This is a genomic window from Chitinivibrio alkaliphilus ACht1 (assembly GCF_000474745.1).
GTDB classification, from domain to species: domain Bacteria; phylum Fibrobacterota; class Chitinivibrionia; order Chitinivibrionales; family Chitinivibrionaceae; genus Chitinivibrio; species Chitinivibrio alkaliphilus.
The window spans coordinates 1-18,170 of record NZ_ASJR01000032.1 but is presented as its reverse complement, the minus strand read 5'-3'; the positions used below and the strand labels follow the sequence as shown (position 1 = coordinate 18,170).

19 protein-coding genes are annotated in these 18,170 nt (G+C 46.0%); 5 read left to right on the top strand and 14 right to left on the bottom strand.

Annotated features, from left to right (window positions below; translation table 11 throughout):
- Positions 1-130 precede the first annotated feature (130 nt).
- Complete coding sequence (gene gpmI / locus CALK_RS10915) at positions 131-1,642, top strand: 2,3-bisphosphoglycerate-independent phosphoglycerate mutase (RefSeq protein ID WP_022637727.1); 1,512 nt, start codon at positions 131-133, stop codon at positions 1,640-1,642.
- 158 nt (positions 1,643-1,800) lie between these two features.
- On the opposite strand, the gene metG is transcribed toward gpmI, so the two are convergent.
- The 9 genes from metG to CALK_RS10870 form a co-directional block, all read right to left on the bottom strand.
- Complete coding sequence (gene metG, locus CALK_RS10910) at positions 1,801-3,822, bottom strand: methionine--tRNA ligase (RefSeq protein WP_022637726.1); 2,022 nt, start codon at positions 3,820-3,822, stop codon at positions 1,801-1,803.
- Entirely contained in the window at positions 3,803-4,666 is an 864-nt protein-coding gene (locus CALK_RS10905; RefSeq protein WP_022637725.1) for a PSP1 domain-containing protein, read from the bottom strand. The genes metG and CALK_RS10905 overlap by 20 nt, the downstream gene beginning before the upstream one ends.
- Complete coding sequence (locus CALK_RS10900) at positions 4,647-5,783, bottom strand: DNA polymerase III subunit (RefSeq protein ID WP_022637724.1); 1,137 nt, start codon at positions 5,781-5,783, stop codon at positions 4,647-4,649. The genes CALK_RS10905 and CALK_RS10900 overlap by 20 nt, the downstream gene beginning before the upstream one ends.
- Positions 5,780-7,159, bottom strand: a complete 1,380-nt coding sequence (locus tag CALK_RS10895; protein WP_022637723.1) for a lyase family protein — start codon at positions 7,157-7,159, stop codon at positions 5,780-5,782. Before CALK_RS10895 ends, CALK_RS10900 begins: the two co-directional genes overlap by 4 nt.
- Positions 7,156-7,410, bottom strand: a complete 255-nt coding sequence (locus CALK_RS10890) for a TM1266 family iron-only hydrogenase system putative regulator (protein WP_022637722.1) — start codon at positions 7,408-7,410, stop codon at positions 7,156-7,158. Before CALK_RS10890 ends, CALK_RS10895 begins: the two co-directional genes overlap by 4 nt.
- Entirely contained in the window at positions 7,403-8,545 is a 1,143-nt protein-coding gene (lpxB, locus tag CALK_RS10885; RefSeq protein ID WP_022637721.1) for a lipid-A-disaccharide synthase, read from the bottom strand. The genes CALK_RS10890 and lpxB overlap by 8 nt, the downstream gene beginning before the upstream one ends.
- 2 nt (positions 8,546-8,547) lie before the next feature.
- Positions 8,548-9,573, bottom strand: coding sequence for an ABC transporter permease (locus CALK_RS10880; RefSeq protein ID WP_034638026.1), 1,026 nt, complete (start codon positions 9,571-9,573; stop codon positions 8,548-8,550).
- Between the two features lie 141 nt (positions 9,574-9,714).
- Positions 9,715-10,263 (bottom strand): hypothetical protein, encoded by a 549-nt coding sequence (locus CALK_RS10875; RefSeq protein ID WP_022637718.1) that lies wholly within the window; start codon positions 10,261-10,263, stop codon positions 9,715-9,717.
- Between the two features lie 77 nt (positions 10,264-10,340).
- Positions 10,341-10,748, bottom strand: coding sequence for a hypothetical protein (locus CALK_RS10870; protein WP_022637717.1), 408 nt, complete (start codon positions 10,746-10,748; stop codon positions 10,341-10,343).
- Positions 10,749-10,875: 127 nt separating this feature from the next.
- On the opposite strand from CALK_RS10870, the gene CALK_RS10865 reads away from it, so the two are divergent.
- The gene (locus CALK_RS10865) at positions 10,876-12,540 is read left to right on the top strand and encodes a DNA repair helicase XPB (protein WP_022637716.1); all 1,665 of its coding nucleotides are present in this window, start codon (positions 10,876-10,878) and stop codon (positions 12,538-12,540) included.
- Here CALK_RS10865 and CALK_RS12425 read toward each other — a convergent pair.
- From CALK_RS12425 to CALK_RS10840, 5 genes are all read right to left on the bottom strand, one after another.
- Positions 12,449-13,732 carry a murein hydrolase activator EnvC family protein gene (locus CALK_RS12425; RefSeq protein WP_052569270.1) on the bottom strand — a complete coding sequence of 428 codons (1,284 nt, stop codon included), beginning with the start codon at positions 13,730-13,732 and terminating at the stop codon, positions 12,449-12,451. The two genes, CALK_RS10865 and CALK_RS12425, sit on opposite strands and share 92 nt — an antisense overlap.
- Positions 13,733-13,743: 11 nt before the next feature.
- Positions 13,744-14,418: a 7-cyano-7-deazaguanine synthase QueC gene (gene queC, locus CALK_RS10855; RefSeq protein WP_022637715.1), complete on the bottom strand. Its 675-nt coding sequence runs from the start codon at positions 14,416-14,418 to the stop codon at positions 13,744-13,746.
- Complete coding sequence (locus tag CALK_RS10850) at positions 14,418-15,056, bottom strand: 7-carboxy-7-deazaguanine synthase QueE (RefSeq protein WP_204365315.1); 639 nt, start codon at positions 15,054-15,056, stop codon at positions 14,418-14,420. Before CALK_RS10850 ends, queC begins: the two co-directional genes overlap by 1 nt.
- Before the next feature lie 7 nt (positions 15,057-15,063).
- Complete coding sequence (gene queD, locus CALK_RS10845; protein ID WP_022637713.1) at positions 15,064-15,441, bottom strand: 6-carboxytetrahydropterin synthase QueD; 378 nt, start codon at positions 15,439-15,441, stop codon at positions 15,064-15,066.
- A gap of 102 nt (positions 15,442-15,543) precedes the next feature.
- The gene (locus tag CALK_RS10840; RefSeq protein WP_022637712.1) at positions 15,544-15,990 is read right to left on the bottom strand and encodes a hypothetical protein; all 447 of its coding nucleotides are present in this window, start codon (positions 15,988-15,990) and stop codon (positions 15,544-15,546) included.
- A gap of 206 nt (positions 15,991-16,196) precedes the next feature.
- On the opposite strand from CALK_RS10840, the gene CALK_RS10835 reads away from it, so the two are divergent.
- The 3 genes from CALK_RS10835 (at position 16,197) to CALK_RS10825 (ending at position 18,059) form a co-directional block, all read left to right on the top strand.
- The gene (locus CALK_RS10835) at positions 16,197-16,964 is read left to right on the top strand and encodes a polyphosphate polymerase domain-containing protein (protein WP_022637710.1); all 768 of its coding nucleotides are present in this window, start codon (positions 16,197-16,199) and stop codon (positions 16,962-16,964) included.
- A 64-nt stretch (positions 16,965-17,028) separates the two neighbouring features.
- Positions 17,029-17,598, top strand: coding sequence for a DUF4956 domain-containing protein (locus CALK_RS10830; RefSeq protein ID WP_081698154.1), 570 nt, complete (start codon positions 17,029-17,031; stop codon positions 17,596-17,598).
- A 263-nt stretch (positions 17,599-17,861) separates the two neighbouring features.
- Positions 17,862-18,059, top strand: a complete 198-nt coding sequence (locus tag CALK_RS10825) for a MerR family transcriptional regulator (RefSeq protein WP_022637708.1) — start codon at positions 17,862-17,864, stop codon at positions 18,057-18,059.
- The last annotated feature ends 111 nt before the right edge of the window (positions 18,060-18,170 follow it).

Here is an 18,170-nt window from a genome sequence, read left to right as displayed (position 1 = left end):
TGTGACGTAACTAAAGAAACAAAAAAGGAAGACATGGTCTCCCTTTTTTATGCTTCCCTCTTCCGAAGTCATACTTGCATGATACAAAACATATTTTAAGAGGGAATAAACAAACCACTATGGAGGATCTATGTCGAAACGACCACTCTGTCTTATTATTCGTGATGGCTGGGGACGAGGTTCCCACGATGCAGGAGATCTGATTAATTCTACACCAACTCCGCATGCTGACGCGTATGAACAAAACTACCCCACCACATGTATTTCTGCTTCTGGTGAAGCTGTTGGACTCCCTGCCGGCATTATGGGAAACAGCGAAGTAGGGCATCTTAATATTGGTGCTGGGAGAGTTGTGTATCAGAGTCTCACGCGCATTGAAAAAGCAGTAGACGAAGGTGACTTTTTCTCAAACGAAGCAATAGTAGGCGCTATTCACAAGGCAAAAGAGAATAATGGAACTCTTCATTTACTTGGTTTAGTACAAGATGCTGGCGTTCATGCAAATACTAAGCATGCCTTGGCCATCCTTGAAGTAGCCAAAAAAGAAAATTTTCACGATGTGCTCATACACGTTATTACCGATGGACGGGATACTCCCCCAAAATCTGCCCTTGAGCATGTACAGTTTCTACAAGATGGAATTGACCGTATTGGCGTTGGACGTATTGCGACACTCACCGGACGGTACTATGCCATGGATCGTGACACACGATGGGAAAGAACTGAGCTTGCCTATGCGGGGATTATGCACGGCACAGGCAGTGCCGTATCTTCATGGCGCGAAGCCATAGACCAAGCCTACGAAGCGGGTGAAAATGATGAGTTTATCAAACCGCGAGTTATTGAGTATGACGGTATCGGCAAAAATGACTCCATGCTCTTTTTTAATTATCGCTTTGATCGGACAAGACAACTCACCAAGGCAATTGTAGAATCTGATTTTTCAGAGTTTCCAACAACCCCTCACAATATCCACTTCGTAGCCATGACTCATTACTACGACGATGGAAATTTTGAAGAGGTGTTTCCTGAACAGGAAATCACCAATAATTTCGGTGAAACCCTTTCAAAGGCAGGACTGAAACAGCTTCGCTGTGCAGAAACAGAAAAATATGCTCATGTCACTTTTTTCTTTAACTCTCTGAAAAACGACCCCTACGACAAGGAAGACCGTGTTTTGGTGGACAGTCCCCGTGTAGCTACATATGATTTACAACCTGAGATGAGTGCAAAGGAAGTTCGTGATAAACTTCTCAAAGCCATTTCAGACGATTCCTACGATGTTATCATTACCAACTTTGCCAATTGTGATATGGTTGGCCACACCGGTATTCCCGAAGCTATTAGAACGGCAATTACTACGGTTGATGACTGTGTCCATGATGTGGTACAAGCTGTACAGGAAAAGGGTGGCGTATCGATACTTACGGCAGATCATGGCAACGCTGATGAAACACTCCTTAGTGATGGATCTCCCATGACAGCACACTCGAAAAACCCAGTTCCTCTCACCATTGTTGGGTTGGATGCAGATGCCACTCTTCGTGACGGCGGAAGTCTCTGTGATATTGCACCAACCTGTCTTGACATACTGGGTCTTCCCCAGCCCAAAGAGATGACCGGTGCAACGCTTTTACAGTAAGTTATAACAGACCTGTTGATTACAAACAAAAGCGGGCATCCCTGTACAGGGATGCCCTTTTTGCAGTGACCAAGATTAAAGGTGGGAGGGTAAAATCAAGGCCACTGCACGTATAATCTACCTTGCGATCTGCCCCATGTCCACCCTTTTTTAAAAAACTACGAGATGAAAGTCCCCGCAGGAAAATCGCGAGATGACTCCAAGTAGGACAATTCACCTTTACTATTTTCAGCCGCAAGGAGCATTCCTTCGGAAAGATGTCCCATAAGTTTAGCAGGCTTAAGATTGCTTACAAAGACAATCCTTTTTCCCACCAGCTCTTCCGCGGAATAGGACTGACCAATCCCGGCGATAATCTGGCGCTCCTTATATCCATCGAGCACCACAAGTTTTAACAGTTTTTTTGATTTTCGAATCTTTTCTGCATCACGCACTTCACCGATACGAAGCTTTACTTTGAGGAAATCAGAAAAATCAATGAGTTCCTCCTCAGGTTCTACAGGAGCATCATCAGAAACCTCAGGCGTATACAGTGCTGCAAAGTGTTCCTCTTCCAAGGGAGTTACCAGTTTTTCTACCCCTTTAAAGCTACGCCCTGCGAGGGCTGAAGAAAAAAGTCCATCTTCCCAGGTAAAGTGTGCATCAAAGGTGGTCTCCATACGAGATACCACTTCAGGGATAATGGGCTTAAGAAGCACTGCCAAGGTTTTCACGAGATTCACACAGGTAACCATAACCTCTTCAGCTTGAGCCATATTTTCTTTTACAAGCTTCCACGGCTCTTGGTCCTGAAAATACTTATTACACTGATTCCCAAAAGCATAAATTCGCTCTGTTGCATCTTTATACCGCACTTCTTCCATGGCTGTTTTCACAACCGCAACAGTATCCTTTGCCTCTGCTGCCATGGTTTCATCCCATCCTGAAGAAGGAACCGTGGATGAAAAGAACTTCTGTAAGAACGTAAAGGTTCGATTTTGAAAATTACCGATATTATTTACCAACATAGTGTTGGTACGGGAAATAAATTCCTGAATATTGAAATCGAGATCATTTGTATTATTCGATAACTTTGTCGCATAATACAGACGGAGAAACTGAGCTGCCTCAGGATGTGTAACGGAACGGACAAATTTATCTGCCAAAATAAAGGTCCCTCTACTTTTGCTCATCTTCTCGCCTTCAACAGAAAGAAACCCGTGAATAAAAAGTTTTGATGGCAGTTTCAAACCAGATTTCTTGAGCATGTACGGCCAGAAGAGCGTATGGAAATAGGTGATGTCTTTCCCAATAAAATGCACCACTTCCGATGTACTGTTTTCATACCAGTATGACGCAATATCTTCACCGTTATCTTTACACCACTTATGTGTTGCCGCAATATATCCTACGGGGGCATCAAGCCATACATAGAAGTACTTATCCTTTGTACCGGGTATTTTAAAACCAAAATATGGAGCATCACGACTGATACACCACTCTTTCAGCCCCTCTTTTACCCATTGCATTACAAAGTTCTTCATCTCCTGCTGAAGCACCCCTGGACGATTAAGATACTCCGTAAGAAAGTCAGCACCTTCAGCAAGATCAACAAAGAAATGGGTAGATTTCTTTAAAACAGGACTATTGCCGCATAAGGTACAGTAGGGATTCTTCATGTCCTCAGGATCGTAGGTACTTCCACATTTCTCACAGACATCACCATACTGATCTTCTGCTCCGCATTTTGGACAGGTACCCTTTATTAAGCGATCGGGGAGAAACCGTTTATCGTGCTCACAGTAAAACTGCTCCACCTCTCGCTGGCGAATTCCGCCCTGTGCATCAATCTGTTGAAAGATCCACTCTGCCCAGTGCCGATTCTCCTCAGAATTTGTACTGTGATAGGTATCAAAACTAATCCCAAAAGCGGCATAATCCCGTACATGATTCTCATGGGCTTTACCGATAAGCTCTTCCGGGGTGATCCCCTGAGCACGGGCATTCAACTCAATGGGAGTTCCATGGGTATCGTCGGCACAGACATAGATCGTTTTACGACCGGCCATACGCTGAGTTCGAACGTACATATCTGTTTGTACGGCCTCCACCATATGTCCCAGATGGATATCGCCGTTTGCATAGGGAAGGGCCATTGTCACGACCACAGGAACATCTGACTTATTCATTAGGGGCTTCATTCACACTTCCTTTCAAGATTTCTTCATGGCTGTACCATTCAAATTGGCTCATACCTTTTACAAACCGACGCACATGTATCCGCTTTTTAAATATATCCACAAAAATAACGGTGCCCTCCTTGCCTCCCGCATCTGTAAAGGAGGCGCCAGAACGAGGAAGCTCTTGATATGCCTTTAAATACGCATCTTCCTCAAAATTAAGACAGCAGAGGAGTCGACCACAGTTACCCGATATTTTAGCAGGGTTGAGAGTGAGCTGCTGATCCTTTGCCAACTGTGTACTGATTTGATCAAACTCACGCATAAAGGAGCTACAGCACTGAGGGCGACCGCAAATACCAACGCCGTTTATTAATTTTGCTGCATCACGAACCCCAATTTGTCGCAATTCAATACGCGTACGAAACTCGCCAGCAAGGGTTTTCACCAAGGCACGGAAATCCACTCGTTGATCTGCCGTAAAGTAAAAGGTAATCTTTCCACCACCAAACTGATACTCCACATCAACCAGCTTCATGTTCAATCCGTGATCGACAATTTTATCTTTACAAATACGAAAGGCAGTTTCTTCCTTGGTGCGATATTCTGCAGCCCTGAGTAAATCTGCATCGGTGGCGCTTCGGCGTATAGAACAAGAGGGCTCCTTCTGGTTCGTTGTGCATCGTGAGCCACAGCTTTTCTCCTTTGACGCACACCCCACAACTTCTCCAAGGACTTTTCCCAAAGCACGGCCGGCACCAAGGGAGACAATCACGTGCTCTCCGGCAGACAGGGGGATATCGCCGGGATTTACACACCGAACAATACGACTTCGTATAGCAACTTCAACAACGGTATTCTTCATATACTAATTCCGATATTTTAAAAAAGAGCTCTGATACAGCCAGCAAAACAGGGGAGTGTTTTCGAAGGGATTCCAAGACCTGTTCAACCACGGCAACAACCGTGCGAGCTTGATCTACAGTTATCTGCTCACAGAGCATTTTCATTTCATCATGCTCATGTAAAATATAATCTGGCTCTTTCCTAAGGGCGGTCAAAAAATGAATTCTAAATTCCTCCAGAAAGAGAAGGACCACTTGGTGAGCCGTTGTATAGCTTCGACAGAGATCCTCTTCCACAAATTTTTCAAGGGCGCGGGCTTGTTCTAACTCGTCTTCTTGTCCATATCCTAAAAGAATACGCGTAAAACGACCCACACTTTCCAAACGATGCATGTGCTCCTCAGTACAGGCTGCACGGGCTGCGCCCAGGGATCCTCTTCCAAGGGCAAGGGCATGACCGATCTCTTCTGCCGATGCTGCACTGTTTTTTTCAAGCTCTTCCAGGATACGCACACGGGGGATCCGTCCAAAACGCATGTGTTGACAGCGGGAAACAATTGTTGGCAGAACCCGTTCCGGTGAGCGGCATAAAAGAATAAAATGGGTGTTTTCCGGTGGCTCTTCCAACATTTTTAACAGGGCATTGGCAGACTCTTTACTCAACACATCAATCCCCTCAATAAGAATAACCACGGAAGAACCAGAGACAGCTCCCCGTTCTACGGTGGTGCGTATCTCGCGAATCCAGTCTACAGGAAGAGACCGTTCGTAGTGAGGAATAGGATCGTAGGGAGAACGCAACCGCTGACAAACAGCCTCATTTAGTAGCTCCCACCCTTCTGGAGTAATTCCACGTCCTGCTCCCCCGTCTTGTTTTTTGGGAAGTTCAACCGGAAAGGCATAGCGAAAATCCGTATAGGTATGGGATATGACTCCCCGACAGGCAGTGCACTGTCCACACGGCTTTGAAGATGCCTCACACAGAATGTACTGAGCCACTTGTATGGCACAGTCTAATTTTCCACTTCCCATATCACCGGAAAAAAGGTACGCATGGGCAAGAAGCCCATCTTGAGCAGCATGAGATAAGAGCTCCTTATTGGTATCATGCCCTACAAGAGAACGCCACTGTATCATACTCCGCCTCCTGCTGAACGATGCCCCAAGGCCATAATAGCCTCTTTTGTAAGATGTGCAGCAACGAAATCTTTGCCTAATTGCTGCTCAAGATATTTTTGAAAGGGCATATCTCCGGTGTACGCAGAAAGCAGTTTTTCACACCGTTTATACCCAAGACTTTGCACAAAAGCAGTAATAATGACAGGAGAATTCTCAAACCGCTGACAACAGCGCTGGGCATCCACCGTAAGGTGAGATACTGCCTCGTGCAAGACACTGCTGCCTCGCTGTACAAAACCCACCGCCTGAAGCACATTCTCCCCTAAGAGAGGAAGGAACTCATTAATCTGCAAGGTTCCCATGGAAGCAGCCCGCTCCGCAGCGTCGGCGGCACTCTGAGCTTGTACGGCACAGCTTATGCAACATTCAATATGCACAGGGTTTATTTTTCCCGGCATAATAGATGAGCCTGCTTGGGCCGGCTCGAGGCGTATTTCTCGAGCTGTATGAAGGAAACGAAGGTCACGACCGATCTTTACCAAGGTTGCCGCCAAGGCACGAACCGTCCCCAACACCTCTACAAAATCATCTTGATTCGCCGTGACATCCATGAGAAAACGCCCGTGCCCGAGGGGCAGCCCCGTATTTTGTCGAAGAGTTTCGAGAATAAGATGTATGTATTTTCGGGGTGCCGTGAGGCCCGTTCCAACAGCAGTTCCACCGATATTAACCAGACGAATACGTTCTTGTGCTTTAAAACAGCGCCAGCGATCACGTTCAATGGCACCGGCAAAAGAAGCAAACTGCGCCCCCATGGTTATGGGCACCGCATCCTCCCATTCTGTACGGGCCAAGGTAATAACGTGCGAAAATTCTTGTTCCCGCTCTTGTAATTGATTTTGCAAGGATGTAACAGCCGACTCTAACTCCTGGAGAAAACGAAGAAGGGCAATTCGGATTGCTGTGGGATACACATCGTTGGTTGACTGGTGAAGGTTTACCAGTTCCACCGGATCTATTTTCGTATACTCGCCCCGCTGAAACCCGCACAGCTCCAAGGCACGATTGGCAATCACTTCATTTATATTCATATTTGTGGAGGTGCCTCCTCCTCCTTGATAAAACGGCACGGGAAAGTGATCGTCATGACGGCCGGCACAGATTTCATTACAGGCCTGTTCAAGAGCAGGAGCAACTGAGTCGGGAATCATGCCAAGGGATTGATTTGTCTGGAGAGCCGCCTTTTTTACCTCTGCCAAGGCATGAATAATACGCCCTTGCCCCTCCGTGAGAACAGCTCTGCCAAAATTATCAATGGCGCGTTGCGTATGAATCCCATACAAGGCATTTCCAGGAATCGATCGTGAGCCCAGAAGATCTCTCTCTTTCCTCATGATCTCTCCTTTTCAACCAAGCCAGATTTCACCGACACCCCTGAAAGAGCACCAAGCTTGCCCGTAAGCGTACCTAAGGTATTAGTATCAATGTCAACAATCAGGGTGATAACGGCCACCTCTTTTTCTCGATAGGGCACTCCCATGCGAGAAATAATCGAATCGCCGTGGTCTGATAACAGTTGCTGTACTGCTGCTGAGCTCCGCCGATCTTCAATAAGAATTCCCACAAACCCAACTCGTTTAGCCATGGCGATCTCCTAGGTGTAAAAGATTCTCTACAAGCCGAGGAAGCGCCTCGCGACTATCTACCTCGGCAAAGGGCTGCACCACTGCATGAATCCGTTTTTTAAAGAGTTCATACTGCTGCGGCTCCGCAAAAAACTCCGCCAAGATGGTACAACAATTTTCCGGCGTACATTCCTGTTGTATCAATTCCGGAACAACCTCTTTCCCGGCCATAATGTTAATAAGCCCGATATGCCGTATTCCCCGTATTAACTGCTTCATGATGCACATATTAATACTCGCTGTTTTATATACAATCGTGTGAGGAAGACCATAGAATGCGGCTTCAAGAGCAGCAGTGCCACTTGTAATAAAGGCATAATCGGCGCGTTGATAGAGTTGAGAAAGCGGCTCTGTAGAAACTTCCACCCCCTCTTGCAAAAACTGAGTAAACTGCGACGCCTCGACATACTCTGCGCGGGAAATAACAATTTCCACCCCTGGATACAACCTGCGAATGGCGGTGATACACTCATAAAAGAAGGGGAGCATGCGCTTCAATTCTCCGGGACGGCTTCCGGGGACAAAAAGTAGTGTCTGGGGGGTTGAACGAACCGTCCGCAAGGAAAACACCCCACGATCCCGTAACGTATCATACAGAGGATTTCCCACAAAACTCACCGCAGGGGTAAACTCGCGCCAATGATCTACCTCAAAGGGAAATATGGTGGCAATATGAGTTGCATACGCCCCCAAAAAAAGGCCATGTTTTTTTCGTTTCCATGCCCAAATCATGGGCGCAATATACCACAACACAGGAATATCTAATTGCGCCGCCATACGCATGAGTGGTCTATTAAACCCCGAATAGTCCACACAGACAAGCAGATCGGGACGATCTTGGCGCAGTATTTTTTGCATCTTCCCTTTCATACGAAGGAAGAAGGGGAGTTTCTTTACAACCTCCACATATCCCATGGCATTAAACCGGTGAAATGGAAAGAGTGATTCAAACCCCCTGCGTTCCATGGCAGGCCCACCGAGGCCGTAGAGACGCATCATGGGGTATCGCTCTTTCAAGGCCCCTATCAGGCAAGCGCAGTTTACATCACCCGAAGGGTCACCGACAGAAAATAGAATCTTTTGTACAGAGGGCATACTTACCTCATCCGAATCCGCGGATCACTCACGGCAAGAAGAATATCAGCAATGAGATTTCCCATAACCAGCATCACCCCGGCAATAAGCATATTCGCCATGACAAGAAAGGTGTCTTGACTTCGAATCGCCTCTAACATTATGGAGCCCATACCCGGCCACCCCGTGATAATTTCCGTCAGGGCTGCTCCACTGAGAAGGGTAGAAAATTGATAGCCAAAAATTGTTATTAAGGGATTTATGGCATTGCGCAAGGCGTGCTTATACACTACACGAGTTTCAGAAAGTCCCTTTGCACGTGCCGTAACAATATACTGTTTACGCAGGGTTTCAAGCATATTCCCCCGCATAATTCGCTGTAGGTTTGCCATGGCAGCTGTGGCAATCACCACACCTGGAACCAAGAGATGGCGCCCCACATCAAGGACTTTTCCCACAGGAGAGAGTGTATGGTGCATATCTGAGGTCATTCCCCCAAGGGGAAGATTCCCCACCCACGGAATATAACGACCCAAGAGAGGAATCTCATGCCATACTGACACAAGATAGAGGAGTACAAGGGCCAAGAAAAAATTAGGAAAGGAGATTCCAACATAGGAAATACATGATAAAATTTTATCAGGAAGACGATACTGATGCACCGCAGCAATAATCCCTCCGGGGATGGATACCAACCACGTAATAGCAATGGAAAAGAGTGCAAGAATCAAGGTGTTTTTAAGACGGGATGCCATAACCACAGCAACTTCTTCCTCTTGGGAGAAAGAATAACCAAGGTTCAATCGAATACCATCACGATCCCACTGTACTAGGTTTCTCAGCCAATGACCATACTGAACCAGGAACGGTTCATTGAAACGATATTCCCGCTCCATGCGATCCACCATTTCAACGGGATATCGATCACTCTGACGATACTTTGCCAGTACATCGCCGGGGGTAACATAAATAAAAAAATAGGTAACAAGGGAGATAGCGAAGAGAAGAGGTACCGCCACGGCAATACGTTTCAAACAATAGGAAAGCACCATTCCTCCAGAAAGGGGTTCGCAGGGAAAATATTTTCTGCTCGTCCCGTAATCCACCCGTAAAAAATATTACCCTTATACGCAAAAAAAGACGGCGAAAGAAGAATCTTCCGCCGTGCCGTATCATAGACCAAGAAAAACCTAGTTTTGACGGGCTCGATACTCCTCAACCCGCTGTTCAAGATCTTGGTAGGCCTGGGTTGCCTTAAACTCAGTCAGCGCATTACGCTGCTGATCAATAAGATCTTTCATAATCTCCGGATTAACAACTTTCAAGACAAAGGCTTCATAGCCACTCTCACTTTGACGAACAACCGTGCGTACTTCCTGAATACCTTGTACTTCAGCCAAGCTAAAGTTTTCTGTGGTTTGCTGAAAATGCTCGAGAGCTTCATCATTCACCGCTTCTGTAAAAGCTTGAGTGAGATTGGCAATCTCCGAATTAAACTGCTGTGCAATTTTCGCATCAGCATCAATTGCTGCGCGACTTGCTGCAATATTTCGCTGTGGGTGTGTTCCCACCCCAATAGCAGAAATAGCAGCACTGTACTGCCCATCACGCAACTCTTCAAGCGCAGGGGGATACAGGCTGACAAAATCATCGCCGGTCTGCTTACCACCGCACGCAACGAGGGCAACCATGGCAAAAGCTACAAGCAAACCGCGAAACGCTTGTGTAGAACTTCTCATATGATACTCCTTACTCTGTGTAAAACATTGTCCGCGTAAAATAGTATTATCTAAACACATAATTAACAACTTTTTTCTTATTTTTTTCCGGGAAACTGCAAAAAATGTCCCTCATGGCTCTGTTCATGAGCCTCACCGTCATCTGCCAAAGGAGCTCCATGGGCACATATCCGTGTCTCTATCGTACGTTCAGGATTCTGAAATTTTCCCAGGGCGATATGGGGCGGTTGTAGTTTAAGCTGCATACGCGCAGGGGGAAAACTCTCCAAGGAGAGATAGGTAAGATACACCCATTTACCCCGCGGTTTAGCAGAAGGATCTTCTTCATAGGCCATAACCACACCGTATCCGCCAAACTGTTCTCCCAAATCATGTCCCAAAAGAGTATGGTGCAAGGAAAAAAGCTCTCCCGGTGCTGGAATTACACTCATATCATCAGGGGCAACATATCGCTGTGCCAACTCCTGAATATCTGCTATATCCATATCGTTTCCTCCTTCAATATAATATACGTTGTCTTTGTACATCTGGTATAAAAAAGATTCATGCCCCCCTGTTTACATCCTTTCTGCCACAACATATTTTTCGCACCTACTGATCCATGAGGCGCTTGTGTATACTCCTGAAAACCCCCTTATTGTACAGAGTGACAGCACACTCCTCCTTGAAGTGCAAAACCCTCGCTTTAGCGATGCACGTATGGCACTTTCCGCGTTTGCTCATCTTGAAAAAAGCCCAGAGTACATTCACTCCTATAGAATTACCCCTCTGTCTCTCTGGAATGCCGCCTCCTTAGGTGTCACTGCTGAGGACATACATACGAGCATCGCCGAATATTCCAAATATCCTGTTCCTGAGAATGTGCTTGCAGAGATTCAGGAGCAGATTGACCGGTTTGGGAAAATTGTCTTACTCAAACGCGATGATCAATTACGTCTTACATCTGAGAACCCAGAACTCCTTCATCGCCTTATTAAGAATCCTCTCGTGTCAAAGTACGATATCCGGCGTGATGACGATGGAACCGTTCTTGTCCCCGATTTATTGCGCGGCGTGATCAAACAATCCTTTATCAAATTAGGCTATCCCATATACGATCAAGCCGGCTATGTTCCTGGTGAAGACTACCCCATGGCCTTTCGTTCTACCACCATGGATGGAACCCCCTTCCATTTACGTGCCTATCAAGAAGAAGCCGTAGCTGCCTTTCTTGGCAGGAAGGATCTTCCCGGAGGAAGTGGTTTGGCCGTACTTCCCTGTGGAGCAGGAAAAACAATCATCGGGCTGAAAGCAATGACTGAGCTGGGTAAAAAAACCTTAATTCTGGTAAGCAATATTACCGCGGCACGGCAATGGAAACGGGAAATACTCAATCGAACCACCCTTACAGAGGATGAAATTGGGGAATACAGTGGGGAAACCAAGGAGATACTGCCCATCACCATAGCCACGTATCAAATTCTCACTCACCGAAAATCAAAAAAAGCGTCCTTTCTTCATTTTGACATATTTAATCAGGAAAACTGGGGACTCATTATTTATGATGAGGTCCACCTTCTTCCTGCACCAGTGTTCAAATACACCTCTGAAATTCAAGCGCGGCGCCGCTTAGGACTCACAGCGACACTTATTCGTGAGGACGGTCGTGAAAGTGATGTCTTTGCCCTTATTGGTCCCAAAAAGTATGATGTCCCATGGAAAGATCTGGAAAAAGAGGGGTGGATTGCCGCAGCACGGTGCATAGAGATTCGCGTTGATCTCGATGAGTCGGTACGGGGAGAGTATCTCTCCATGGCTCCGCGACAACAGATTCGCACGGCCTATGAAAACAAACGGAAGATCGCTATTACGCAAGAGCTCCTTGCAAAACACAAAGGGCGAAAAATCCTTATTCTCGGCCTCTATATCGCCCAGGTTGAGGAAATTGGGCGTCTCGTGGGTGCCCCTGTTATCCAAGGATCAACACCCAACGAAGAACGAGATCGCCTATACGAAGAGTTCCGTCATGGTAAAATTTCTGTCCTCGTTCTTTCAAAGGTGGGAAATATGGCCATTGATCTTCCCGATGCATCCGTGGCAATACAGGTGTCGGGAACCTTTGGATCGCGTCAGGAAGAGGCTCAACGGCTCGGTAGAATTCTCCGTCCCACAGAAAGCCAGGAGCCGGCACTTTTCTACTCTATTGTCACGCGCGACTCAAAAGAACTGGACTTTGCCATGAACCGCCAGCTCTTTCTTGCAGAACAGGGCTACCCCTACGAAATTCACTATGGGTAGGGGTGGAATCGGGGGACAGCCAGTTCAGAGGGTCTTCCGCCTGTGCATCACGACGTATCTCAAAGTGCAGACGAGGCCCCTCTAAGGAACCACTCTCCCCAACTGCTCCGAGTACATCACGCGTATCAATCGGATCACCAACCGACACGGCAATATCGCTTAGGTGCGCATAGACCGTGGTATATCCTCCTTCATGAGCAATCATGACAATACGCCCATACCCACGAAGGGTTCCCGTGTAGCTGACTATTCCCGGAGCAACCGCATGCACGGCGACACCGACATTGGCCCGTATTTTTATACCGTTACTTCGGGTCACCGTTTGATATTCTGGATGCACCACACGACCAAACTTCTGCACCAATGTGCCAGAAACCGGCCACTGCATCTCTCCCTTCATATCTGAAAAGTCCATCATGCGTTCAAGTTGCCGCGCAAGCTCGTCCCGTTCAGCCACCACTCCAGCGATAAGAGTATCCATTTCTTCCTGGGCCTGACGCAACTCTTCCACCATGGCACGATGATTTTCAAGTCCCTCTTGGATTTGTGCAATCTTCTCATGACGACGATGCTTCTGTTCATAGAAACGATTGGCCTCTTCTTCCTGCTCTTTTACCACCAGGGCAATCTGCTCCTCTTTCAGCTGTAACCGGCCATGATCCACGGAAAGGCGCATGCGTATCCACTCTAACTTCGAAAGCAATTCACGATCCCGCTCTGTCAAGAGACGCGCATAGTGCATTTTCCCCATAAGATCGTGGGGAGAACGTCCCCCAAGGAGAAATTCCAATATGTGAGGTTCACCCAAGGTATTCATATGACGCAAACGCTGCTTTAAAAAGGCACGTCGCGACTCATACTCCTGTTGCAAATGCTCCAAGGAATCGGCAATGTGCTGCTGCTCCTGTTCAAGGACTTCTCGTTCCTCCAAAGCATGGGCAAGTCGCTCTTGTGACTCCGCAATCATCTCTTCAAGTTCCTGAATGAGACGCAGTTGATTCCCCTCTGTTTCAGCTAATGAATCAAGACGGCGTTCATTCTCTGCAATACGAAGTGCGATGGAGTCACTGCGTTTGCGGTACATCTCCAGTTGTTGACTGTACTCTGCGAGACGATCCTGTTCACCCCCTGCGTGTACAGAGATACGGCAGAGAAAGAGAAATGCTATCATAAGGAAGGGGACAGTTACCATATACCGCCTGCTTAGGAGATATATCTTGTTGGATCTGGGACACCGGCCTCCTCAAAGCCTTTTTTTCGATGAAGACAGCTGTCACAAAAACCGCAGCTCAACCCTTCAATCGTGGGATCATAACAACTATGGGTGAGGGAGTAATCTACCCCAAGTTCCGTCCCCCGACGAATAATCTCTGCCTTACTTAAGGTGATTAAGGGAGCTTCAATTTTTAACTTCCGCCCTTCAACCCCTTCTCGTGTGGCAAGATTTGCCATGGTTTCATAGGCGGAAATATAGTCAGAGCGACAGTCTGGATACCCTGAGTAATCCACGGCAGTAACGCCGATAAATATACGATAGGCGCGGAGAACTTCCGCCCATGCCAGAGCATACGAGAGGAAAATTGTGTTCCGCGCCGGCACATATGTGGAAGGAATCTCCATGGTATGATCCCCATTCTTAGGGATAGACGCAGATGTTGTAAGAGAGCTTCCCCCAAAAGAAGCAAGGTCGAGATGAATAATACGGTGCTCTGCAAACCCAATATCACCAACTATTTTCTTGGCTGATTCCAGTTCTACGGAATGGTTTTGGCTGTAACTGAAACTCATACCATACAACTCATATCCGTAATCCCGGGCAATTGCCGCCACGGTTGAAGAATCAATACCACCACTGAGTAATACCACTGCCTTTTCCATTACACCCCTTTTGTATCTGAACCCCAAATAACTTTATGCAGCTGTACCCCGAGACGAACCCGGAGACGGTCTTCAACAATCCACTCCGCCAGTCCTTTCAAAGAACAGCTCTGCTCAACCGGTGAGAAGAGAACCTCTCCGGCAATATCCTGATTTTGCACGATCTCTTTTGCACACTCATAATCGGCCCGATCAGAAATGACAAACTTCACCTCATCCCGGGAAGAAATATGGGAAAAATTCTCCCGAAAAAAGGGCGTAGTAGCACCGCTTCCAGGCAATTTATAATCGATGATTTTTTGAACCTCCCCTGGAAGCACTGAAACATCCCATGTGCCGTTTGTTTCTACCAACACTTCGTATCCCTGCTGTAGTAAGAGAGCAGAAAAATCGACCACAGCATCCTGACAAAGCGGCTCTCCACCGGTTATCTCTACTAAGGATGTTTTCTCCGTGGCAAGCCAGGCAAGAAGCTCTTGAAAGCTTTTACGCTGCCCCCCTCCATAGGAGTAGGTTGTATCACAATAGTGACACCGAAGATTACACCCTGCCAGGCGAATAAAGCTACACACCCTACCTGCATGGGTAGACTCACCCTGCAGAGACGTAAAAAGCTCACACACGGTAAGAGTGCTCACGGGAGAATCACTCGTAATAGGAGGCACAATTCCCCGGAGTTTCCCATACATCAACCCGGCCGATCTCCAAATCAGGAAAATCAGGAGATAGACGCTTTCTCATCTCTATGAAAAGATATTTTGAGAGATTTTCACTGGAGGGATTACCGTATGACTCAGTAAAAACCGTCTCATTGATACAGGTATGATCCAAGGTATCAAGAAGATCTTTTAAATTTTTTTTCAATATTTTAAAATCAATGGCCAAGCCAATCGAATCGAGAACTTCTGTACGCACAGTAACACGAACCTTCCAGTTATGACCATGCAAATTTTCGCACGCACCGTTATAATTTCGCAAATAATGAGCTGCGGAAAAACTCTGTTCTGTAGAAACTTCGTACATATAAACCTCACATCGGTAAGAGCATAAAAATAGATCCTGCCACCAAATATTTATGACAGGAGATGGCACGAAGGGTGCTCCACACAGGAGCACCGTGGGAGCTTATTGTCTAATATAAAAAACGATCCCCAAGCCTGCTTGGGCTGAGTAAAATTGGAAGGGGTCAAAGTCGGTATTGAATCCTACCTCCCCAACAATATCCAGTGGCCCCGTAAGGGTGTGCTGCAAGGCAAATCTACCATCAAGACCGAAATTACCATCAAAATCACCACGAAGAGCTGCCACAAAATAGGGCTCGAATGTACCTATTTCGCTTATGTAAAAAAGATTTCTGATAGAAAATCTAAAATGACTGTTATCTTCTTGAAAGTGAAACCCAAGGAGGGGCTCTAAGGCGTATACATCAGTAAAATGAAGGCGAACCCCCGAAGCAGGTTCTCCAAAAGAACTGTTGAATGAAAAGGGAATAGCAGCTCGTTCAAGGGCAGACGCTGATGCTACAGAAATAAAAAGGATCAAAGCTGTTATCAATATCTTTTGTTGTCTCATACAACTCTCCATCTGTTTAAGGTATGCATGAAAAATATATCGTGAGTCCCCCCAATGCATATCTTCTTTTTACTCTCCTGAGCTTTGTAAAGAAAGATTTTTATCTGTTTTTACTTTTTTCTGACTATAATGAAGGTAAACACGGTGGCATTACGGGAAGCTAAAAGGTATATTTACGAACTGGAAAGCGAGAAACAACTACCGAGATGATTGAGCAATTACAACAGTTTGAAGAAATATCTCTTGCAGAAGCAACGGCGGTATCTCTTATGAGACGGCACGATACAAAGTATCTCATAGACCGTAGACGGCTTACCCCCTTATTACAGCGTATGACCTCTGCATATCGTGTTTTAACCATTGAAAAGAAAAAACAACTTCCGTACCTTACGGTGTACTTTGATACTCCCGATCTGCAGTGTTACCTCGCACATCATAATAAACGGCGTAGCCGGTATAAATTCAGGAGTCGCCGATACCTCATTTCTGATATTACCTTTAACGAGATTAAAGAAAAACGCAATACGGGCAAGACATATAAATCGCGGATTCAACGAAGTGCCATGCCCCTCTTTGTTGACAACACCTTTCAGTCCTTTATCGATGAAACGATTCATCTTGAAAAGCCCTTGTTTCCCACCCTTGAAGTGGAATATAATCGCATTACCCTCGTTCACAAACGAGAAAAAGAGCGACTCACCATTGATACAGATCTTCAATTCTCCGGGGCGCAACAAAACAGAACCCTGAGAGAAACTGTTATTATCGAGCGAAAGTCAGAACGATCTGCCCATACATCCCATGGCCGAACCCTCTTGAAAGAAGCAACAGCCTATCCTACCGGGTTTAGTAAATACTGTATTGGGGTCGCCCTCACCTATCGTGGAATTAAAACAAATAACTTTAAAGAGAAACTCCGAACAGTCTCAAAAATAGAAAGGCTCTCCCCATGGAAGAAATATTCAGCTCTGTAGCAAATCAACACCGTGACCTTGTGACGCCTGATCTTGCTCTTCTTTTTTTCGATTCTCCCTCAATATTTTCTTCACCTTTATTGTTGTCAAGGGGATCTATTTTCGCATTAATCGCCGACGGGAATATCTCTTTACCTTTTTCCTTACCAATATTGCCATCTTCTCTTTTTCCTCCATTCTCACCACCACCGAGATGGGAACCGGCTTTGCCTTTGGTCTATTTGCGGTATTTTCTATGCTCCGCTATCGGGCAGACACCATCGATATTAAAGAAATGACCTTTCTCTTTGTGTGTACAGTCATGGCAGTTATCAATTCTCTCGTAACGCGCAATGTACCGATTTATATGATACTCACCGTAAATGTATTTATTGTGCTTGCCAGCTATATTCTTGAAAAATCGTGGCTTGATAAGGCAAAGGGCATACTCTTTCTTACCTACGAAAATGTCGAACTTATCCACACAGGCAAACGGGAAGAATTACGACGAGATCTTGAAATGAGAACAGGTCTTGCCATACACGGCATAGACGTGGAAAGTATTAACTATCTCAATGACAGCGCAAAGCTGCGGATCTGTTACGAACAAAACGGAGGAGCTCCCGCACCATACGCACGGGACAGTTCTTTGTAACCACCGCAACCACAGCTCTCAAATATACGGGCATACCAAGACCCTTCTAAAAATCTCACCCCAACTGCCAAAATTTTCATCCCACACATCGGCAACACAGACACACTGCAATATCGATATGGTCTCTTTTACTGAGTTATCTTATTCCAGAGAATCTCCCGAGCTCGAAAACTTGTCCCATTGAACATGTTTATACATGCAATGGTGTTTCTTCTCCCTATATTATGGGAAAGAGACGTGTATTCCAAAGAATTTTGAGGAAAATGTACTATAAGCAGAAAGAATTTTGCCGCCTTACGGGATTAACAAGAAAAATACTTCTTTCATATGAAAAAAGAGAGATCCTTCTTCCTTCTTGGGTTGATCCTCGTACGGGATATCGATACTACACTGATACAGAGGTGCGACTGGGCTCAAAAATAGCTTTTTCCGCTCTCTCAATCTGTCCATTGATGAAATAAGCACCCTTCTTACCGGAAACCGTTCAAATGAAACAGGGATACTACAAAGAAAGAAACAAGCCCTTTTCAACCAATACCAACAAAGTCTTCACGGCCTTATGGCAATTGAAT